We start from the raw sequence: 17,774 nt of genomic DNA on the forward strand, positions 1-17,774 counted from the left end.
TCCTAAGCTGAGGATTCAAGTTTTATTTCATTGTATAAGACTCATTTATATTTAATCGTATGAGTTTTCGTAGTGATCTATTACACGTTAAACATTTTGTCAGCCATTCGCTGTGCCTGCTTGCCATAAAACCAGTAGGTAATTAAATAAAGCGGAATAGCTAACATTAAAAGCATAATCACCATAATGCTTAAAAACTGAGGTTGTTTGAGGTAAAGCATAAAGTTCTGCAAAATCTCAGGGTCTTTTCTGGCAAATAAAAACAGACCAAATAAAACACCACACAAGTTATAGCCCCAAAAAATCAGGGTAAAACCCAAAGTAAATTTCTTTTTTTCTGGCACAGTCGGGGCACGGCGTTCTTTCTTTAAAAATTTAAATAAGACAAAAATCATTGCGCCTAAATATGGAACGGCTGTTAAAATACCACCTACACTCGCTGGTAATAGTGCTGCAACCACACCTACAATTAATGTGAGCACAATGCATAAACCAAAAAACCAGAGAAAGTAAGAACGTAATTTGGTCATATTTTTGCCTAATTTATGGGTTCAAAAAATAATTATAAATTTTTTTCGATTTTTTTTCATTTTTCTGTCAACCAATCCTGATCTCTTGACGTTATATAGGGTAACAAGGTCGCAGCAACCGAATACTTCCTTTGCACGGCATCCGCAAAATTGTTTCGGTGACCTTTCATTACGACTCTTTCCTTCCTTCGGATTAGGTTTTGTTAGCAGCCGAAACCCTTGATGAAGTTTTTGACCGACGATTCTCTCATCACTCGAATCGTCGGTTTTTATTTTCTAGCACTTTCATTTATTTTACGCTCATCATACACAATAGTCCTTTCGTGGCTATAAAGGCTATGCGTATACTTTTTGCACCATAAAAATATGATTTAAATAATATGAACACTATTGCCTATTTTGAAATCCAGTCTTCAAACCCTGCCCGCGATGCGCAGTTTTACCAAGCTGTGTTTGGTTGGCAATTTAAATTAGATCCAAACTTACCAATTGAATATTATCGCATAGAGACACCTTCGATTATGGGTGGACTATTAAAACGCCCTGCTCAAACACCGCCAATGGAATATGGCACCAATGCATTTACCTGTTCGGTTCAAGTCGAAAACTTCGATGAAGTGGCTGCAAAAATTTTAGAGCAAGGTGGCATTGTCGCGATGGATAAATTCGCTATTCCGGGCCGTGCTTGGCATGGTTACTTTGTCGATTTAGACCACAACGTTTTTGGTATCTTTCAAGTCGATGAAAACGCAGCTTAAAGATTTTATTTATTTTTAATGTATAGCCACCGCCTTTTTATTGGTGGCTATTTCATATTATTTATTCGGCAAAGCTAAAACTTGCTTCACATGTAATTGGGAAATTCATCGAATTGGCAATCATACATTCGTGATGTGCTTCTTCATGCAGTTTTGCTGCAAGCGCTTGGTCAGCACCTTTTTCTAACACAACCTCTGGCCTTAAAATAATTTGGGTAAAGTGACCACGTTTAACTGGATCTGCATCTTCCATAAAGCCAAGTGCTTTGTCGACATAACTCAGCACATGAATATGATTGACTGCACACAGATGTAAATACCAAAGCTTATGACAAGCTGAAGCTGATGCCACCAATAAATCTTCAGGGTTCCATCTGGTCACATCGCCTAAATAGGCAGGATCTGATGAACCTTGAATTGTGGCCTTTTGCGGATGCTGAATACTAAAATCGCGTTTATAAGAATGATAAGATGAAGTGCCTGTACCCATATTGCCTTCCCACTGTATTTTTACTTCGTATTCATGAATGGTCATTTTTTTCTCAAAGTTCATGGTTTAAGTCGATAGTAACAAAGCAGCGTTTAAAGTGAAAAATTTAATTCAAGTTTTAGTGGGGCTTAAATAACGAGCACTTTAAAATGTCTTGATAAAATCTCTCGCCAATTTATGCTAACGTATCTGTGTTTATTTTGGTTTGATGTCTGTTTCTATGTCCGTACATTTTCTACATACTTCTGACTGGCATTTGGGGCAGTTTTTTTATAATCATTCACGCCACTACGAACACCAACAATTTTTAAGCTGGTTACTCACTCAAATTCAAGAAAAACAACCACATGCTCTGCTCATTGCCGGCGATATTTTTGATGTCATTAACCCTGGATCTCAAGCACAAAAACAACTCTACCAATTTTTAGCAGATGCACATCGCATTGCACCGCACATGCAAACACTCATGATTGCGGGTAACCATGACTCAGGCTACCGTATTGAACAGGTCGAACCGCTTTTAGAAAAATACAATGCAAAAACTGTGGGTGTGGTTTGCTGGAATGAAGATAAAACTCTAGATATCGATCGACTACTTTTACCTATTTATAATCAAAATCAGGATATTGTGGCGTGGTGCCTTGCCTTGCCTTTTTTACGCTCGGCCGAAATTACGGGCTTCAACGAACATACCACTAACAGTAAAAATGCGATTGCCTATTTACACCAGCAGCTCATTGCCGAAGCTAAACGTCGTAAAACACCAGACCAAGCGCTTATTTTGATGTCGCATGCCCACATGCAAGGTGGGGAAACATCCGACTCTGAACGCCCCATTATTATTGGTAATGAAGAAGCACTTTCAACGACATTGTTCGAAGATGCTGTCGACTATGTCGCTTTAGGGCACTTACATAAACCACAAAAAGTAGGCCAGCCGCACATTCGTTATAGCGGCTCACCCATTCCACTTTCTTTTAGTGAAATTAACTATAAACACCAAGTGGTTGAGGTCAAAATTGACCCTTCTCAAGACATTGACAGCCGTTTGCAATTTGAAGCTGTCGAAATTCCGCGTTGCATACAATTGCACCGCATTCGTGGTGAGCTAAACGAGGTGCTGCAACAACTCAAAGCCTTGCCTCATGGCGTGATTGAAAATATTGACCACCGTGAATATATCGATATTGAATATTATAGTTTAACGCCGCCACAGCCTAATTTACGTCAGCAGTTTGAAGCGGCCCTACCACCTGACCGCTATCGTTTAGTGCGTATTTCACGTCAATATGTAAATAAAGACGCGATCAACTCAAATACTACTCAGCAAATCGCACTTGAACCACCAACACCAGAAAGACTCTTTCAAAATATTTGGGAAAAACAAGGTTACAACGCCGATGATGCGGTCTTAAAAGATTTTCTAAGCCTAGTACAAGAAGCACAAAAACATCTTGAAAATGATGCAACACCTTAAGGATATGTCATGAAAATTTTATCCATTCGAATAAAAAATCTGGCATCTCTTTCTGATGAACACTTTATTGATTTTGAAAGCGCACCTCTCGCCCATGCAGGTCTCATTGCGATTGTGGGAAAAACTGGTGCTGGTAAATCGACTATTTTAGACGCCATGTGTCTGGCTTTGTTTAATCGGGTGCCTCGCTTGAAAGACAATGATGGCAAATTAAAAGATGTTGATGGTTCTGAGTTGCTCACTAACTCACCTTTAACAGTCTTACGCCGTGGTACAGGACATGGTTTTGCTGAACTTTGCTTTATTGCACAAGATCAAAAACGCTATTTGGCACGTTGGGAAATTAAGCGGGCACGTGAAAACCCAAATGGTAAATTACAAAGCGTACAGCGCCATTTAAAATGCCTGACCGATGGTGTCGTGCTTGCCGACAAAGCCAAAGCGGTTGATGAAAAAGTTAAACAAATTACCCAGCTTTCTTTTGAACAGTTTACACGTGCCGTATTACTTGCCCAATCAGAAGTGACCGCGTTTTTAAAAGCACGAGACAGCGAACGCGGTGAGTTACTCGAGTACCTGACCAACTCCAGCATTTTCGCCAAAATCGGTGAGCTGGCTTTTCGTAAAACAGCAGATATTGCAAAGCAGCGTAAACAGCTTGAAGAGTTCTTAGGCCACATTGAAATTTTGTCTGATGAAGAGATTGCTGCATTTACCGAACAATATCAGCAAGCCGAACAAAACCATCAAAAGTTAGAACAGCAAAAAAATGTCTTAGACAAACAACAACAATGGTTTGAGCGTAAAGCGAAACTTGAGCTAGAAGTCCAAGCTAAACAGCAACAGTTTCAAGCACAGCAAAATCATCATCAACAATTGGCTGGTGAGCGTGAGCAATTAAAACGACTCGAAGTTTTCTCTGAAATACGCCCACAAGTTTTTCAGCAATCTCAAAATTTACAAACCCTACAACAACTTGAGCCGCAAATTCAGCAAGCTCAGACCAAGTTTAATGAGTTGGTGCAAATTTTTGAAACGGGACAAAAACAATATCAACTTGCAGAACAAGAACTCAAACAGACGCTTGATTTTGAGCAACAGCATCAACAAGCTTTAAATCAAGTTCGGCAGTCCATTCAAGAACGTGCTTTTATTGCTGATGAATATAAAAAGTGCAAAGAAAAGAAAAATGTACTTGAGCAGAAACTCAGTCCAGTGCAACAACAGCAAAACACTGTGCAACAGCAGATTATACAGCTTGAGCAGAACAAAATTCATCTACAACAGCAGCTTACTCAAACTCAGCAATATGCTGTATTGGACAAAGGCCTTTCAGCCCATCTGCATCAGCTCGGGCAATTTATTCAAAATTACGAAGCAATTGAACAACAGCTCGGAAACCCGACTCTTGCCCGCCAAAAATTATCGGAAGCTAAAAGTGAACTCGAACAACTCACAGCTTCACTCGGCACAGTTGAACAAATTGAGTTAAAACTTGAGCAACAGCGTAAAGATAAAGATCAGAAACTTGCTCAAATCACTCAGTTAGATCTGATTCAGCAAAAAATAAAAATTTATCATGAGCTATATGCTGAGCTTCAACAATTTAACGAAAAACATACTCAAGCCTCCGCGCAAGAAGAACAGCTTAAAACTGTTTGCCAGTTAGCTGAACAAGACTACCAAACAGCAAAAACTGAACGTGAAAAGTTACAGCACATCCTGCAACAGCAGCGTTTACTACACACTGAAAATATTGAGCAGTTACGTGCCAATCTTAAAGAAGGTGAAGCGTGTTTAGTCTGTGGAAGTACCCACCACCCTTACCGTATTGATGATAGTGCAGTTTCCAAAGCTTTATTCGATTTGCAGCAACAACAAGAGCAGCAAGCTGTTGCACTCGAGCAAACTAAATTTAATGCATGGCAAACCCAGCAACATGCACTTACCCAGTGTCGTGCCGAGCTTGAGCAAGTTCAGAAATATCTAGCTCAACTTCAAACAAAACAATCAAGCTTGCAACAAGAACTTGAGCAAGCGTTTAAGCTCAATCAATTACATATTGAGCTTAATCAAGCTCCTGAGCAGATCTTGCTAACGCTGAATGAACTCAGACAAGCCGCGCAAACAGCCATAAGTTCATTTGACTCAGAAAACTTGCGTTTAACCCAAGCGATTAAACATCACAATCAACTGCTGCAATCTATTCAGCGCAATGAAAGTTTGCTTAATACAGCACAGCAATGGCAACAACAAATTCAACATATTGTCGAGTGTTTATCGGAAGCCGAACAGCACGCATGGCAGCAGTCGAGTAGCCAAACGGCTAAGCAGACTTGGACTATTCTTGATGCACGCGCTAAGCAGCTTGAGCAACAAGAACAGCTTTCACATCGTTTTGAACAGCAGCAACAAGAACTTAAAATGTTGACTGCTAACTTTGAACAAATGGCCAAGCAAATTGATGAGATCGATCAAAATCTCAGAGAGATTACGCTTAAAGGCCAACAAAATAATGAAAAAGCGGTGTCGCTCATTCAGCAAATGACGGGCCTCTCTGATATTAAACCGCACGAATGGCTAATTGAGCATGACGTTAAACGTCAGCAACAACAAACGGCGTATCACGAGGCTAAACAACGTTTTGAACAAACCAGACAGCACTTTGAGCAGCAAAAACAGGCGCTCGATCAACTTAAACATCAGTATCAACACACTGCGGAGTACCAGCAGCAAATTGATGGGCAAATTCAAAACTGGTTAAAAGCCCACGTTGATTTTCAGGCAACTGATCTTACGGCGCTCATGCAAATCAATTCCGCCCAAGAGCAAGACATTCGTAATCGTCTTAATCATGCTGAGCGTTTATTAAGTGAAGCCTCTTCTGCCCTTAAAACCATGCAAGAGCAATTAAGCGAGCACTTACAAACTCAGCCAGATATTGAATATGAAAAGCTTGTTAGCCTTATTCAAGACAATATTGCAGAGCTTAAAGCACAACTTGAAGTACGTGATCGACTTAAGCTTAAGCTCGAAGTGCATCAGCAAAATCTGGCTAAACAGCAACAATACGCCGAGCAAATTCAAAATATTCAGCAAGAAGAACATCGTTGGAGCAAAATTTCAGGCTTGATTGGTGATGCAAAAGGTAAAGAGTTCCGCGACTATGCCCAGCAATATCACCTAGATATTTTAGTGGAACATGCCAACCAGCAACTGGCAATGCTGTCTCAACGTTATACGTTAAAACGCCTAGATCAGTCTCTAAGTCTTGCCATTATTGACCACGACATGGATGGAGAAACCCGCTCAGTTGCATCTTTGTCTGGCGGTGAATCGTTCTTAACTGCCCTTGCCTTGTCTTTAGCGATTGCCAATATGGCCTCGGGTTCAATGAAAATTGAATCGCTGTTTATTGATGAAGGCTTTGGTACTTTAGACGCCTCATCTTTGCACATGGTGATGAATGCTCTAGACCAACTACAAAATCAGGGACGCCAAGTCATTCTCATCTCACACATTCAAGAAATGCATGAACGTATTCCTGTACAAATTCAGGTAAAACCACTCGGCGCGGGTGCAAGTACCATAGAAGTAGTAGGTTAAAACTAAAAAGCCCCGACATCCTGTCGGGGCTTTTTTAGATTCTGCGTTGGTATAACTCCTGTCGTACCTGTATGCATCCATTCATCACTGTTTATTGTTATTCTTAGAAACATCCTGTTTCCTGATGAGTTCATAATACGAAAAAAGCATTGTCTGCCATAGCCGCAAAAGGCCGCAATTTCTGTAAGATAAAGCTTACATCACCCTTTTTGCGAATAGTCTCTAGCACCAAACAACGCCGTTCCTACACGTACCATAGTTGAACCAGCCGCAATTGCAGCTTCTAAATCACTCGACATTCCCATACTTAAAGTGTCCCAATCTTCTGGGTGCGTATGTTGGCCTTTCACAGCATCAAACAAGGCTTTAGCATCTGCGAAAGCGGCAGTATTGTCAGGTGCTGGAATGACCATTAAACCGCGTAATTTGATTTTAGGTAACTGACTCATTTGAGCAACCAGCTCGGCAACTTCATCTGGTGCGCAACCATCCTTACTGTCTTGCCCATCAATATTCACTTGCAAACAAATATTCAGAGCAGATTGATCATCACCACGTTGGTTAGATAATCGCTCGGCAATAATTAAACGATCTACACCATGTACCCAATCAAATTTCTCGGCCAAATGCTTCGTCTTGTTGCGTTGAACATGACCAATAAAATGCCATTCAATGTCTAAATCCTGTAAAGCTTCGACTTTATCTAAAGCTTCTTGCAAATAGTTTTCGCCAAATGCTCTTTGCCCTGCTGCATACATTTCACGCAAACTTTCACTTGGATGTGTTTTCGATACGGCTAAAAGTTGTACGGTTTCAGGCGCACGTTGAGCATGTTCACAAGCACTTTGGATTTGCTGTAATACGTGCTGCCGCGCATCTTGCAGGTAATTCATTGACAAGGTTCTCATTTTCAAAAAACTTTTTTGCTTTTCACCTAAAGCGAGGTGTTGGTAAGCCTCGGTGAAAGCCGTATATTATTCTACAAAATAATGACATATTTTGATTTACTTGGGGAAATTATGGATATTACAGAGCTACTCGCCTTCTCTGTGAAAAATGGCGCGTCCGATTTACACTTGTCTGCTGGCATGCCGCCAATGATTCGCGTTGATGGTGAAGTCCGTCGCATTAACTTACCTGCTCTAGATCATAAAGATGTTCATCGTTTGGTCTACGACATCATGAATGATAAACAGCGTCGTGACTACGAAGAAAAACTCGAAACCGACTTTTCTTTTGAAGTACCCAACGTTGCTCGTTTCCGTGTTAACGCATTTAATCAAAACCGTGGTGCGGGTGCAGTGTTTCGTACGATTCCGTCCAAAGTACTCACCATGGAAGATTTAGGCTTAGGTCAAATCTTTAAAGATATTTGTGATTATCCACGCGGCATTGTACTGGTGACAGGTCCAACAGGTTCTGGTAAATCGACGACACTTGCAGCGATGATGGACTACATCAACGAAAACCGTTATGACCACATTCTAACGGTTGAAGACCCTATCGAATTTGTACACCAATCTAAGAAATGTCTCATCAACCAACGTGAAGTGCATCGTGATACACACGGCTTTAATGAGGCACTACGTTCAGCACTGCGTGAAGACCCAGATATTATTTTGGTCGGTGAGATGCGTGACCTTGAGACTATTCGTTTAGCACTTACTGCTGCCGAAACAGGTCATTTAGTATTTGGTACTCTTCATACCACTTCTGCTGCGAAAACCATTGACCGTGTAATTGACGTATTCCCAGCCGAAGAAAAAGACATGGTTCGTGCCATGCTCTCTGAATCTTTACAGGCGGTTATTTCACAAACCCTGCTTAAAAAGAATGGCGGCGGCCGTGTGGCAGCTCATGAAATCATGATTGGTATTCCTGCCATTCGTAACTTAATTCGTGAAAATAAAGTCGCGCAAATGTACTCAGCTATTCAGACTGGCGCAAATCATGGCATGACCACCCTCGACCAAAGCTTAAAGAATTTGGTGTCTCGCGGTGTGATCAGCCCGCAAACGGCTCGTACTGCTGCTAAACAGCCTGAATCATTTCTATAAAAATAATTAGAGAATAAATATGGATTTTAATGACCTGCTCAACCTGATGGTTGAAAAAAAATCATCCGACCTCTTTATTACAGATGGCGTTGCACCATCGATGAAGATTAACGGGCAAATTGTTCCCATTTCAAAAAATAGTCTTTCAGGCGAAATTATTGGGCAACTCTTACATTCCATCATGAGTGAAAAACAACGCAAAGAATTTGCTGAGACTCGTGAATGTAACTTTGCCATTATGAACCGTGATAAAACTGCCCGCTTTCGTGTGAGTGCTTTTCAGCAACGCGACATGCCAGGCATGGTATTAAGGCGAATTGAAACTAAAATTCCTTCAATTGATGACTTGCAATTACCGCCTGTGCTTAAAGATTTATCAATGACCAAACGCGGTATCATTATTTTTGTAGGTGCAACAGGTACAGGTAAATCGACATCATTGGCTTCAATGATTAGCTATCGTAACCATAACTCTAAAGGTCATATCATTACCATTGAAGACCCTATCGAGTTTATTCATGAACACGCTGGCTGCATCATTACCCAACGTGAAGTTGGGATCGATACAGACTCATTTGAAATTGCTTTAAAGAATACGTTGCGACAAGCACCCGATGTAATCTTGATTGGTGAGATTCGCTCTCGTGAAGTTATGGACTACGCGATTGGCTTCGCCGAAACAGGTCACCTTGTATTAGCCACAATGCATGCGAACAATGCCAACCAAGCACTTGACCGTATTATTCACTTCTTTGAAAGTGACCGCCACAGTCAGCTCTACATGGACTTATCTCTTAACTTAAAGGCCATGATTGCACAGCAACTTATTCCGACTCCAGATGGTAATTCGCGCCGTGCAGCGATTGAGATTCTCATTAACTCACCACTAATTTCAGACTATATTCGCAAAGGCGAAATTCATGAAATTAAAGATTTAATGAAACGCTCACGTGAACTCGGTATGCAAACTTTTGACCAAGCACTGTTTGATCTTTATAAGTCAGGCCAAATTACCTACAAAGATGCATTAAAACATGCCGACTCACCAAACGATTTACGTTTAACAATTAAGCTTGCCGAAGAAGGTCCTGAGCAAATTGCAGGCACAAATCAGCATTTAACCTTCGACAGACAGTAATTTCTTCATAAAAAAAGGAAGGTTAAACGTAACCTTCCTTTTTTATTTGTTTTCTTTGTGTGAAAACGATTATTTCTTGCGCAGTACTTCCTGACATTCAGGTTCGTTACAGTAACCGTAGAGGTTTAATGAGTGACCCGTTAAGGTAAACCCATGTTGCTCAGCTACAGCATGCTGTTCTTTCTCGATAACATCATTAGTAAATTCAATAACTTTGTTGCAATTATGGCAAACCAAATGATCGTGATGATCTTCTTGCATAATTTCGAAAACAGAATGATTATTTTCGAAATGGTGGCGCTGAATGATACCTGCAGCTTCAAATTGTGTTAACACACGGTAAACTGTCGCAAGGCCGACATCTTCCCCTTGTTCTAACAAAGTCTTGTAAATATCTTCAGCGCTAAGATGATGTTGTTTTGAATTTTCTAATAATTCCAAAATCTTAATTCGAGGAAGGGTAACTTTAAGTCCAGCTTTGCGCAAATCTTGATTGGAAATAGGCATGAAAAAAGGTCTCTCAACAAATCTCAAGTTGGAATAGGCAATAGAATTTAGATGAAGTATGATCTATCCTTTGATCAAATGCATCATAATTTATTGGGATAGTGTAGCAAAATGCAAAAACTCGTGCTGACGTTATTAGTCACTTCACTCCTTGCTGGTTGTTCAATCTTTGGTGTATATAAGGTTGATATTCCTCAAGGGACTCCATTGACCAAAGCTCAAGCCTCTCAAGTACAAGTCGGCATGAATTTCCAGCAAGTGCGTTTTTTGCTTGGTAGTCCAACTGTGACTGATCCCCTCAATCCTCTACGTTGGGACTACATTTACAACTATATCCCGGGAACTTATGCTAAAAAAGCAAAAATCCCCGCAGCACATGGTCAGCATTTAAAAATTTACTTTGATGGCACTGGCACAGTAACTAAAATTGAAGGTTTAGAAACTATTCCAGAATCGCAACCAGGTTTACCTGCTTCTAAAGAAGCGATTTTAACTGCACCACCACTATAATCGTTTTTTCTAATAAAAATAAACCCCTCAAGTGAAATACTTTGAGGGGTTTTGTTTATGGGGCTTATTGCTTAAAGCGATTACTTTTAATATATCGCCCCACAGGGTTTTTCTCGGCGCGTTTACGACGTATATCTTTAGGGTTAATCGTTAAAGGTCGATAAACCTCAACTCGATCACCAGCTTGCAAAATCGCATGTGCTTCAACTTTTGTACCAAAGATGCCAAGTTGTAATGGCTCAGGCAAACTGACCTGTGTCTGCAAGCCACTCGCCTCAACTGCTTGTAATGCAGTCATACCAGCTTGAAATGGAATAGCAACTAAAAACTGTTGCTCTGGGGCTGCATAAGCAACCCACACTTGCTGAGCTTTTTCCATCAGATCATTTGTCCAATCACCGCAATCATGGCAATCACAATTGAAAGCGGCAATACAATACGTACCGCAATGCGCCATAAGTTATAAAACAACTCATTGCTAAAATTCATAGATTTACGCAAATGGCTAATTTTCATAATCCAGCCAGCAAAAATGGCATAGATCAAGCAAATGAGTAATCCCCAAAGCATCAAAATCAGCGTAAAGATGTTATGAAGCTCAGGCACAGCCCAAACAGCAATCGCTACAACAATAATCACCCACTGTAAAATAGGCATAAGCTGACGCTGAGCAAGCTGCTCTCTAGCCAGTTGCACAAATAACGCTGTGGTCATTACTGCGGTAAAGATCCAAGTAAAAACAGGAAGCTGTGCTTGTAAAGAAAAGAAACCGAAGGCAATCACAGCAATGAGCTGAGCTAACCAAATTGGAAGAACAGTTTTCGTTGCGCCTTCTTGCGTCTGCACAGCACCTACACTATTTTGCCAGTAAAGCCCTAAGCCTAATCCACTCGCAACGAGCGCAAGTACAGTCGCATTACCCCATTCTTTAAACTCAACATTGGTCCAGTGCCAAGGCTGTAAAGTCGTTCCCATCGTGTTAGCTAAAACAAGAGAAGCAATTACACCAATCGTCATCAGTAAGATTAAAATCTGACGTGGAATAAAAGATAAAATGAGAGCCACAACAGCAAGGCCAGCAAAAACAAGTTGTCCTGAAACACTATTATTAAGTTGTGTAGTCAGTAAATTGCCAGCGGTACTTAGTACATTACCAGCTAAAAATGGAATAAAAATAACTGCAAGCCAGCCAACCAAACGCCATTTTGGGGAACTATCTGCTTCACGAGTTAAACTTGATAAAGCATTTAAGGCTGTAGTCTTCGACCGTTTTGCTAAAGCAATTTCCAAATAACAAACTGGTAGTGCCAATAACAACATTGTGCCTAACCACAACAACCAGAAATCGAGTTGACGATCAATCTGGATTCCCATTGTGGGTGCCAATGTCGCCATAATGATGAAAGATAAGCAAAACGCCATCAGGGGCGATAACCATCGTGACATAGGTATGTCCTGCATTATGCATTCCTTGAAAAAGACTAGAGATATTTTGCCCGTGTCATGCTTGAAAATCAAAGTTTGCTCAATAAAAAAAGCAAACTACCGAATCGATAGTTTGCCGCGCTAACTGAAATTATGAGTTCTTTTTATTTCAGGTTATGAGAAAAACCGAGCAAACCAGTTTTTCCCTTTTTTCTTTTCTTTTTCTCTAATAATTCCCATCATATTTTCTTTTACTGCTCCTACATAATCGGCATCATCATGTTGAATATGGTTAATTAACCATTTAGCCAAAATTTCTTGTAATTCTGCTTCAATCGTGTGCCCCATTTCAAAACGTTCACGATATAACTCTATTTTTTTAATAAATAAATCATGTACACGTTTATGAGGTACACGATATTTATAATCAGCTTCCTCTTGCAAACTTTCTTCGAAAGTAAAATGTGATTGCGTATAATCGATAATATTGTCTAGAACATCTTTAATACGACGTCTATCCTCTTCATCTTTTACATCATCAATTTCATTAATATAATCAAGTATTCGTTTATGTTGCTCATCAATAACATCAATACCCGTATTATATTCTGAAGCCCATTTCATTTTCATACATCTCCCCAATGATGATTAATGATCGTTGCATAAACTGCATGATATATTTAAAGAATATAAATAAAAACAAACCTAATTTGTCGGCTTTAGCATATAAAAATTATATTTAACTCAAGTTATTGTTTTTTAAATATTAAATTAAAATTAACCAACTAAAATAATAAAGTATTTTTTAAACAAACTATTTTATTATTAAATGATAAAAATATATAAACATCCTTATTCATATATTTTAAATGTATTTTATATTAATACTGATCTGCACGCGTAATACGTTTAAGTTCAGGATTTTCCTGTTCGCGCTTTAATCTTTCTACAAAGGTAATAGCCTTTTTAATTGGTTGACCATGTTGAAATAAAATCATTTCACCAGGTTGGTATGCTGTCCAATTTTCATTATGTGTTAAAGGTTCAGTTGTTATTACTGCCACACGGTCTTCTGGAGTGGTTACCTGGCTAAAATCGACTTCGACATCTAAGTCAATTAAATGAGCATGATTAAATGGATATTCACGAACGAGCCAATGTAATTTAGTAATGGCATAACTAAATAATGCTTTGCCATTAGATAGACAATAATTAAATGTGCCGTATTCCGCAATTTGCGGAGAAATCTTTTCTAATACTTCAAAGATTTGTTCAAGACTTGGTTCTTCATAACCAAAAGCTTCAACGAGTTGATCGAGCAAATAACAAAATGCACGCTCGCTATCGGTATTACCTACTGGTGTGAAACGTCCACTTAACGGCGGATTAAAGTCATGTAAATCGCCATTATGGGCAAAAATCCAGTGTCGCCCCCACAACTCTCGAATAAAGGGATGAGAGTTTTCTAATGTGATTTTACCTTGAGTAGCTTTGCGGATATGTGCGATCACGTTACGTGATTTAATAGGATAATTACGAACGAGATCAGCAATTGGAGACTCAACTGCCGATTGGTTATCAACGAATAAACGGCATGCCTTATCTTCGAAAAATGCAATACCAAATCCATCACTATGATCTGAGGTAATTCCTGCCCGTTGTGAAAAACCACGGAAGGAAAAAGTAATATCCGTTGGTGTTGCACAATTCATTCCTAATAGCTGGCACATATCGCTTTTTAAACTACTTCTAATTACCCCATCTGCTCTATTGTGCATGAGAGTAAAAGTGCTTGCAAATCTCAATATGTGCTGGCTATTACAAAATAGGAAATATGATTAACGCTGCACCATTTTATTCATCACAAATGAGGTCGCGACTTTATTCACCTCAAGAAATACAAAATAATCCAAACAGTTAAACTCTTCATCAAAAAAAGCCTGTTTCGATAGTTTTGACTGCATGCTCAGATACATTTGGAATAGCTTTGGCATACGTTCATCTTGTGGGAAGCTAAACTCAGGATATTCAGGTTCATAGATTTTTTTCGAACGGATATCAATCGTTTTACTTTCTGGTAACTGCTGAATCTGGCGATGCGTGTAGTACGCTCTAGCCAAATTATCTTGTAAATGAATGCTGACACAGCCCATTAAATATTTAGCACGCATTGACCATAGCACTTTGGGTGCAAGGTTTAACCACAGCATAGATAATGCTTTACCATTACGAAAGCGAGGATGTACACAAGTACGGCCTATTTCTAACACATTTGGAAGATGGGAAAGCTGAGGAACAATATCAAACTCATGTGCGCTGTAACTCTGTGCTATTTCATGGCCTTGAAATAGTTTTAAACGAGTATACGCTACAATTTCTCCAGTCCACTTTTCACGCAAGACCGCATGTTCACAACCAAAATCGTAAATATCTTGGTCTAAGTTATCTTCAAACTTGATTCCGAATTGTTGACTAAATTGTTGTGCACGAAACCGTTGTACATCTTGTAATTCTTTTAAATTATCAACCCACTCAAAACGAAATTGCGTCTGATTTATTGCTTTATGACGATTTAAAGGTAAAGTCCAGGTTTGGCGATATTGATTAAATTTTTCCAGCATAATGAACGCTCCTAGTGACACCCCCTACACTAGTCAAAGCTCATGACAAAAAAATGACCAAATCAAGATGGTATAAAAAAAGACCACCTAGGGTGATCTTTTTATTGAGAATAACTGATTTCTTAAGCTGTTTTAGTTCGGTTAGAAATCAGCGTTCCAACACCATGATCAGTAAAGATTTCAAGTAATGTTGCATGTGGCACGCGACCGTCAACAATATGCGCACTCACAACGCCGCCTTTAACGGCATCAAGCGCACAGCCTACCTTAGGAATCATACCGCCATAGATCACACCTGTTTCAATGAGGCGATCAACTTCTTGTGTCGTAAGGCCAGTTAACAGATTTTTATTTTCATCAAGCACACCGCTAATATTGGTGAGCAAAATTAATTTCTCAGCGCCTAATGCTTCTGCAACCTTACCTGCAACTAAATCAGCGTTAATATTATAAGTATTGCCTTCTTCATCTACACCTAATGGCGCAATCACTGGAATAAAGTCACTTTGGGTGAACATTTCCAATACATCTGTTTTAACGCCTGTCACTTCACCAACCATACCCAAGTCGATATGTTTGATAGAACCATCTTCTTCTTGCTTTTCCATAAGCAATTTGCGGGCACGAAGTAAATTACCATCTTTACCCGTTAAACCAATCGCACGTCCACCGTGTTTATTAATCAGGTTAACGATTGATTTATTTACACTGCCGCCCAACACCATTTCAACCACTTCCATGGTTGCAGCATCAGTTACGCGCATACCGTCAATGCGGTCAGATTCACGGCCTAACTGCTTTAAGAATGAGTCCACTTGTGGTCCACCACCGTGAACAACAATCGGATTTAATCCTACAGTTTTAAGTAAAACGATGTCTCGGGCAAATGAACTTTCAAGCTCTGGATCAGTCATTGCGTTGCCACCGTATTTCACCACCAGCGTTTTACCAGTAAAGCGTTGAATATACGGCAAAGCTTCAATCAAGATTTTTGCTTTGTCGACACCGATATGCTGATGTTGTGGCATTACGCCTCTCCTTACTTAGGCCTCTGAAAGTTCTTGTGCAATTTGCGGATAGTGTTCTTGCAACATATCCACAAATTTTTGCTGGATTTCCTTTAATCGTAAAGGATTATCTGCATCAAATCGTACTGTAAAGTATTCACCAGTATTTGATGCTCGAATAATGCCAAAACCATCATCAAAATCAAGACGTACGCCATCAATTTTACTAATACGTGCCCCTAAGCGATGACTTAAAATCTCAATATCTTGTAATACATACTTTGGATCAGACTGATAAGTACCAATATAGGTATCTTCTGTACAACATCTTTCTGGATATGGAGCAAATAATTCAGAAATTGTAGCGGCATCAGATTGGGTAAAATACTCCATTACTCGTAATGCAGCATACAAACCATCGTCGTAGCCAAAACCACGGCCATCATTAAACACATAATGACCTGCATATTCTCCACCAAAAATGGCACGTCCATTCGATTGAGATAAATAAGCCCTTAGGAAACTACTTCCCGTGCGGATCATTTTTGCTTTTCCACCGAGTTTCTCGACGGTCTCTTGAACCATACGTGAACATTTCACATCAAAAACAATTTCTTGCTCTGGATGCTGCTCAAGGCACATTTGCGCAAAAAGCGACAATAAGCGGTCTGCTGTTAATATCTGTGCTTTTTCATCGACTAAAACAACACGGTCTCCATCGCCATCAAGAGCGATGCCGATATCCGCCTGCTGCTCAACTACAGCTTTACGCAAATGAGTTAAATGTGCCGCATGTGAAGGGTCTGGTGCGTGATCTGGAAACTCACCATTTGGATTGGTGCGTAAAGCAATGACTTCACAACCCATTTTTTCCAATATTAATTTTGAACAATGCCCAGCTGAACCATGCAGACCATCTAAAACAACTTTTAAAGGACGTTTTAAATGAATATCTTTAAAAATAGCTTGTTGGTATTGTTGGCAAAATTCAGCTTTAAATTGAGGTAATGTCAATTCAAGTACAGAAATTGAATGAGACGGTACATAAGTTTGGGCTTCTTCACCCACCTGCTGAATCATTTCTGGAGACGGCGGTTCACCCTTTAAAATCCACTTAATCCCATTGTCAGATTTTGGATTATGGCTTGCGGTCACCATAATGCCATTGCCCCCAAAATCTCGAGCAATGTAGTACATCATTGGTGATGAACAGCAACCAATATTGGTCACTTTTAAACCTTGTTCTACTAAAATTTCTTCAATTAAGTGTGCATAGGCTGGGCTTGTGAGACGGGCATCATAGCCAATTACTAATTGAGTTTGTTTTGCTTGTTTGTATTGTTGTGCCAATCCGTAGGCAATTGAACGGACAACGTCCGTGGTTAAGAAAGAAAGTTTGCCTCTAATATCGTAAGCACGAAAAATACTTTTTGGAAATGAGTGTCTTACATTCATAGCGTATCTTCTATTTAAAGATCAATTCGATCTATCGCAAAAACATAGATTATTCAAAATTTTTGAAAGATTTGTTTGCTAAAAAAGTTAAAAGAATATGAGTAAAGCGTGTTGTAATATAATCCTTTGTAACATTCAAGATGTAAAAAGAAACGCCTGTTCAACAGGCGTTTGATTTTCGTTAATATTTAAA

17 protein-coding genes are annotated in these 17,774 nt (G+C 39.6%); 6 read left to right on the top strand and 11 right to left on the bottom strand.

Features of this window, described 5'->3' with window-relative positions; translation table 11 throughout:
• Positions 1-80: 80 nt before the first annotated feature.
• Entirely contained in the window at positions 81-530 is a 450-nt protein-coding gene (locus tag H7R46_RS14105; RefSeq protein WP_002121708.1) for an ABZJ_00895 family protein, read from the bottom strand.
• Positions 531-910: 380 nt separating this feature from the next.
• On the opposite strand from H7R46_RS14105, the gene H7R46_RS14110 reads away from it, so the two are divergent.
• Positions 911-1,288 carry a VOC family protein gene (locus tag H7R46_RS14110; RefSeq protein WP_005070840.1) on the top strand — a complete coding sequence of 126 codons (378 nt, stop codon included), beginning with the start codon at positions 911-913 and terminating at the stop codon, positions 1,286-1,288.
• Between the two features lie 61 nt (positions 1,289-1,349).
• On the opposite strand, the gene H7R46_RS14115 is transcribed toward H7R46_RS14110, so the two are convergent.
• Positions 1,350-1,823 (bottom strand): OsmC family protein, encoded by a 474-nt coding sequence (locus H7R46_RS14115; protein WP_005070843.1) that lies wholly within the window; start codon positions 1,821-1,823, stop codon positions 1,350-1,352.
• Positions 1,824-1,986: 163 nt separating this feature from the next.
• Between H7R46_RS14115 and H7R46_RS14120 the strand changes: the two genes are divergently transcribed.
• Entirely contained in the window at positions 1,987-3,255 is a 1,269-nt protein-coding gene (locus tag H7R46_RS14120; RefSeq protein ID WP_005070848.1) for an exonuclease SbcCD subunit D, read from the top strand.
• 9 nt (positions 3,256-3,264) lie between these two features.
• On the top strand, positions 3,265-6,861 hold the full coding sequence (locus H7R46_RS14125; RefSeq protein WP_086260977.1) for an AAA family ATPase: 3,597 nt from the start codon (positions 3,265-3,267) through the stop codon (positions 6,859-6,861).
• 200 nt (positions 6,862-7,061) lie between these two features.
• On the opposite strand, the gene H7R46_RS14130 is transcribed toward H7R46_RS14125, so the two are convergent.
• A complete protein-coding gene (locus tag H7R46_RS14130) occupies positions 7,062-7,754 on the bottom strand; it encodes a YggS family pyridoxal phosphate-dependent enzyme (protein WP_005070852.1) in 693 nt (230 codons plus the stop codon).
• Between the two features lie 126 nt (positions 7,755-7,880).
• On the opposite strand from H7R46_RS14130, the gene H7R46_RS14135 reads away from it, so the two are divergent.
• A complete protein-coding gene (locus H7R46_RS14135; RefSeq protein ID WP_002121749.1) occupies positions 7,881-8,918 on the top strand; it encodes a type IV pilus twitching motility protein PilT in 1,038 nt (345 codons plus the stop codon).
• A gap of 19 nt (positions 8,919-8,937) precedes the next feature.
• Positions 8,938-10,056: a PilT/PilU family type 4a pilus ATPase gene (locus H7R46_RS14140; RefSeq protein WP_005070855.1), complete on the top strand. Its 1,119-nt coding sequence runs from the start codon at positions 8,938-8,940 to the stop codon at positions 10,054-10,056.
• A 69-nt stretch (positions 10,057-10,125) separates the two neighbouring features.
• Here H7R46_RS14140 and fur read toward each other — a convergent pair whose 3' ends face one another.
• Positions 10,126-10,563, bottom strand: coding sequence for a ferric iron uptake transcriptional regulator (gene fur, locus H7R46_RS14145; RefSeq protein ID WP_002121758.1), 438 nt, complete (start codon positions 10,561-10,563; stop codon positions 10,126-10,128).
• A 111-nt stretch (positions 10,564-10,674) separates the two neighbouring features.
• Between fur and H7R46_RS14150 the strand changes: the two genes are divergently transcribed.
• Positions 10,675-11,073 carry an outer membrane protein assembly factor BamE gene (locus tag H7R46_RS14150; protein ID WP_002121740.1) on the top strand — a complete coding sequence of 133 codons (399 nt, stop codon included), beginning with the start codon at positions 10,675-10,677 and terminating at the stop codon, positions 11,071-11,073.
• A 64-nt stretch (positions 11,074-11,137) separates the two neighbouring features.
• Here the strand turns inward: H7R46_RS14150 and H7R46_RS14155 are convergent, their stop codons facing one another.
• From H7R46_RS14155 to H7R46_RS14185, 7 genes are all read right to left on the bottom strand, one after another.
• Positions 11,138-11,452: an RnfH family protein gene (locus tag H7R46_RS14155; RefSeq protein WP_005070859.1), complete on the bottom strand. Its 315-nt coding sequence runs from the start codon at positions 11,450-11,452 to the stop codon at positions 11,138-11,140.
• On the bottom strand, positions 11,452-12,519 hold the full coding sequence (locus H7R46_RS14160; protein WP_005070863.1) for a hypothetical protein: 1,068 nt from the start codon (positions 12,517-12,519) through the stop codon (positions 11,452-11,454). The genes H7R46_RS14155 and H7R46_RS14160 overlap by 1 nt, the downstream gene beginning before the upstream one ends.
• Before the next feature lie 153 nt (positions 12,520-12,672).
• Positions 12,673-13,128 (bottom strand): bacteriohemerythrin, encoded by a 456-nt coding sequence (locus tag H7R46_RS14165; RefSeq protein ID WP_002121698.1) that lies wholly within the window; start codon positions 13,126-13,128, stop codon positions 12,673-12,675.
• A 251-nt stretch (positions 13,129-13,379) separates the two neighbouring features.
• Entirely contained in the window at positions 13,380-14,228 is an 849-nt protein-coding gene (locus tag H7R46_RS14170) for a class II glutamine amidotransferase (RefSeq protein ID WP_014205980.1), read from the bottom strand.
• Positions 14,229-14,336: 108 nt separating this feature from the next.
• Positions 14,337-15,119, bottom strand: coding sequence for a GNAT family N-acetyltransferase (locus tag H7R46_RS14175; protein ID WP_002121744.1), 783 nt, complete (start codon positions 15,117-15,119; stop codon positions 14,337-14,339).
• 122 nt (positions 15,120-15,241) lie between these two features.
• Positions 15,242-16,147 carry an acetylglutamate kinase gene (gene argB, locus H7R46_RS14180; RefSeq protein ID WP_002121716.1) on the bottom strand — a complete coding sequence of 302 codons (906 nt, stop codon included), beginning with the start codon at positions 16,145-16,147 and terminating at the stop codon, positions 15,242-15,244.
• Between the two features lie 15 nt (positions 16,148-16,162).
• Positions 16,163-17,581, bottom strand: coding sequence for a phosphomannomutase/phosphoglucomutase (locus H7R46_RS14185; protein WP_005070866.1), 1,419 nt, complete (start codon positions 17,579-17,581; stop codon positions 16,163-16,165).
• Between the last annotated feature and the right edge of the window lie 193 nt (positions 17,582-17,774).

This window comes from Acinetobacter sp. BEC1-S18-ESBL-01 (assembly GCF_014169935.1).
In the GTDB taxonomy this organism is placed as follows: domain Bacteria; phylum Pseudomonadota; class Gammaproteobacteria; order Pseudomonadales; family Moraxellaceae; genus Acinetobacter; species Acinetobacter pittii.

Bases quoted from the DNA above. Each gene is read 5' to 3' on its own strand.
- argB (WP_002121716.1), bottom strand. From the start codon at position 16,147: ATGCCACAACATCAGCATATCGGTGTCGACAAAGCAAAAATCTTGATT.
- H7R46_RS14115 (WP_005070843.1), bottom strand. From the start codon at position 1,823: ATGACCATTCATGAATACGAAGTAAAAATACAGTGGGAAGGCAATATG.
- H7R46_RS14170 (WP_014205980.1), bottom strand. From the start codon at position 14,228: ATGTGCCAGCTATTAGGAATGAATTGTGCAACACCAACGGATATTACT.
- H7R46_RS14160 (WP_005070863.1), bottom strand. From the start codon at position 12,519: ATGTCACGATGGTTATCGCCCCTGATGGCGTTTTGCTTATCTTTCATC.
- H7R46_RS14150 (WP_002121740.1), top strand. From the start codon at position 10,675: ATGCAAAAACTCGTGCTGACGTTATTAGTCACTTCACTCCTTGCTGGT.
- H7R46_RS14135 (WP_002121749.1), top strand. From the start codon at position 7,881: ATGGATATTACAGAGCTACTCGCCTTCTCTGTGAAAAATGGCGCGTCC.
- fur (WP_002121758.1), bottom strand. From the start codon at position 10,563: ATGCCTATTTCCAATCAAGATTTGCGCAAAGCTGGACTTAAAGTTACC.
- H7R46_RS14125 (WP_086260977.1), top strand. From the start codon at position 3,265: ATGAAAATTTTATCCATTCGAATAAAAAATCTGGCATCTCTTTCTGAT.
- H7R46_RS14105 (WP_002121708.1), bottom strand. From the start codon at position 530: ATGACCAAATTACGTTCTTACTTTCTCTGGTTTTTTGGTTTATGCATT.
- H7R46_RS14140 (WP_005070855.1), top strand. From the start codon at position 8,938: ATGGATTTTAATGACCTGCTCAACCTGATGGTTGAAAAAAAATCATCC.
- H7R46_RS14155 (WP_005070859.1), bottom strand. From the start codon at position 11,452: ATGGAAAAAGCTCAGCAAGTGTGGGTTGCTTATGCAGCCCCAGAGCAA.
- H7R46_RS14120 (WP_005070848.1), top strand. From the start codon at position 1,987: ATGTCTGTTTCTATGTCCGTACATTTTCTACATACTTCTGACTGGCAT.
- H7R46_RS14185 (WP_005070866.1), bottom strand. From the start codon at position 17,581: ATGAATGTAAGACACTCATTTCCAAAAAGTATTTTTCGTGCTTACGAT.
- H7R46_RS14175 (WP_002121744.1), bottom strand. From the start codon at position 15,119: ATGCTGGAAAAATTTAATCAATATCGCCAAACCTGGACTTTACCTTTA.
- H7R46_RS14165 (WP_002121698.1), bottom strand. From the start codon at position 13,128: ATGAAAATGAAATGGGCTTCAGAATATAATACGGGTATTGATGTTATT.
- H7R46_RS14110 (WP_005070840.1), top strand. From the start codon at position 911: ATGAACACTATTGCCTATTTTGAAATCCAGTCTTCAAACCCTGCCCGC.
- H7R46_RS14130 (WP_005070852.1), bottom strand. From the start codon at position 7,754: ATGAATTACCTGCAAGATGCGCGGCAGCACGTATTACAGCAAATCCAA.